Annotated in this window: 2 protein-coding genes; one reads left to right on the top strand and one right to left on the bottom strand. The window is 47.9% G+C overall.

All coding sequences use genetic code 11. The annotated features are described in order from the left end of the window. Positions 1–226: 226 nt before the first annotated feature. On the top strand, positions 227–490 hold the full coding sequence (locus tag ACUVQO_RS21350) for a hypothetical protein (protein ID WP_445927839.1): 264 nt from the start codon (positions 227–229) through the stop codon (positions 488–490). Between the two features lie 83 nt (positions 491–573). On the opposite strand, the gene ACUVQO_RS21345 is transcribed toward ACUVQO_RS21350, so the two are convergent. Next, positions 574–831 carry a hypothetical protein gene (locus ACUVQO_RS21345; RefSeq protein ID WP_445927838.1) on the bottom strand — a complete coding sequence of 86 codons (258 nt, stop codon included), beginning with the start codon at positions 829–831 and terminating at the stop codon, positions 574–576. Between the last annotated feature and the right edge of the window lie 273 nt (positions 832–1,104).

Raw genomic sequence — 1,104 nt, 5'->3', positions numbered from 1 at the left:
ACGTTTGGGTGTAGGTTAAAAAACCAACCTTAAAAAAATTTCAAAAAACAAAATGGTGGGGGGAAACCGGGGGTGGGTGGGTAAGGGTGTAGGTGGGTGGGTAAAAAAGGCTTACTCATCCACTCACTCACCTGTTTACCCACTCGCCTACTTCTAAAAAGTTGCATCAAATCGAGAATATAGTCATAGAATTAATGGATACAACTCAACTACCTAGGGCTCAAAAATGGCAACAGCAACTAGCAAACGACCCAAAGCAGCATCAGTTAAGCACGCATCCCTGGAACAGACTGGCGCTTTTTTGCAGGCTTTGCCGGAGAAGCCTAAGGAGGAGTTGTCACTGAAAGAAGCGATCGCGCAACTGCAAGAACCGATTCGGGCAGCTTTGGCCAAGGGCTATTCCTATCAAGAATTGGCGGCCATGTTGGCTGAAGTAGGAATTCATATCAGTGCCTTCACGCTGAAAAATTATGCACCTTCTGGAAAGTGACACAGCAGTAAAGAAAAGTCGGCGACTAAGACCCCGGTGCGCTCGGGGAGAAAGACCAAAAGTGAGCAACCTGCTGTCGCCGATCAATCTGCAAAATCTCCCCGGTCAAACCCAGGAAAAACTTCTCCTTCTAAAACCAGCCCCACTGCAGACTCGACCAGCAAACCCTCGCGAGGCCATAAGACTACAACAGCCGCTAAGACTAAAGCAGATACTGGCGCAACAGTGAAGCAAGCATCCAGTGGACGACCATCACAAACATCTAGCAGCACGGCTGCCCGAAACAAGTCTGCCACTAATTCGAGAACTACCGCCAAATCTGGAACATCCAGAAGAGGCAAAAAGACAACCTAGGGATGAGCACTCAGCGAATTTGCACCAAAGTAGGGACGAACGGTTGTTCGTCCCCTGCAGAGAGTCAAATCATGACAGGTTATTTAATTAACGATCGAGGGGGCTTGCGATCGTTGAACTAAACTCAACAAAAACATATAAGTATCTGGCGGTTAAAACCGCGACTACACTCACCCAGTCTGCCAACGCAGACTCAATACAATCCAGGTTTTCAGTAACCTGCATTGGCAGGTTTTCTCCATATAGCCGCGACTTCAGTC

It is taken from the genome of Leptodesmis sp. (assembly GCF_052746595.1).
This window is presented reverse-complemented; position numbering and strand designations above follow the sequence as displayed.